General features: G+C 68.1%; 1 protein-coding gene. It reads right to left on the bottom strand.

Features of this window, described 5'->3' with window-relative positions; genetic code table 11:
- On the bottom strand, nt 1-241 hold a 241-nt coding region (locus AWQ68_RS00100), incomplete at its 3' end, for a hypothetical protein (RefSeq protein ID WP_157544712.1).
- Between the last annotated feature and the right edge of the window lie 816 nt (nt 242-1,057).

The raw sequence follows: 1,057 nt of genomic DNA, 5'->3' as shown, positions 1-1,057 counted from the left end.
CTGTCCTGGCCATCACCGCCAGCCCTGCGTGCATCAGCGCCGCGGCTGTCGGCGGCAGCGCCCCAGCCAAGAGCGTTCCGACCATCACGACCAGCGCCTCGTTGATCACCACCAGCGGCCGGACCCACACCGCCCTGGCCATCACGGCGAGCGCCTCGGCCCTGCCCCTCAGCGGCCGGGCCATCACCCCCGACGCGGTGGCCATCAGCACCCCGGCGGCGACCAACGTTCCAAGCGTCACCGCGGCCCTGCCAGATCCCATCCCACGCCGACAGGCCGACACAGTCGTTCCCGAACCGCCGTAGCTCCTCCCGACCGAAAAGAGCTCCATCGTCGATGCCGAAGCGCTGCGGCTCGGCCCCGCCGTCAACCTCTTCTCCTGGCTCGGCCGTCTTCTCACGGGTGGGCGCTACGGGAGCGGGCGCGATCGGCCATCGCAAAGGACCCGAAAGCCGGCCACCGCCGCCAGGCTTGTGGTCTTCTGCCGCATCAGGGAGGCCGAGCAGCCGCCGCGCCCAGGACAGCGTCTCGTCCGGCTCGCCGCGTCGCCCACCTCGCCCGGCAGAGCGCGTCGTGTCAATCGGTGCGGGACCAGGGGCTCCTCCGCCGTCACCGGCACTGCGGGCGCGGTCGAGGAGAACCGCGCCATAGGAGTCGCCGGCGAAGCGATCGGATCCGATGAACGGCGTGTGCCGCCTGGACCCGCGCCGCCATCGCGATGACGTGGAATGCGCGGCGGATGAGCGGGGCGCAGGTGTGTCCTCCGGTCGGTGCGACAGCAGCACGCCACCCGAAAGCATCATCTCCTCACACCCCCGCTCCCACTCTGATCGTCGATCCTCTGCGAGGATATCGTTCACACGTTCGATAAGCAACTCTAAGTAGTCACACTTGTACTATTTGTGAGCGTCGCGCATGGCATTCCGTTTAGTCGGCATTCGCGAGCGGAGAGGTCGCACCCGGTCAGCGCCTTGGCTACGACGCTGCCGCCAGGTCGGACACAGGAGCAGTTGCTGGCTCCCAATGACGTTTTCTCACCGAGATCGACTCGGACATT

It is taken from the genome of Microtetraspora fusca, assembly GCF_001570365.1.
Lineage (GTDB): Bacteria > Actinomycetota > Actinomycetes > Streptosporangiales > Streptosporangiaceae > Microtetraspora > Microtetraspora fusca.
The sequence above is the reverse complement of the archived record's forward strand: the minus strand, read 5'-3'. Positions and strand labels throughout refer to the sequence as shown.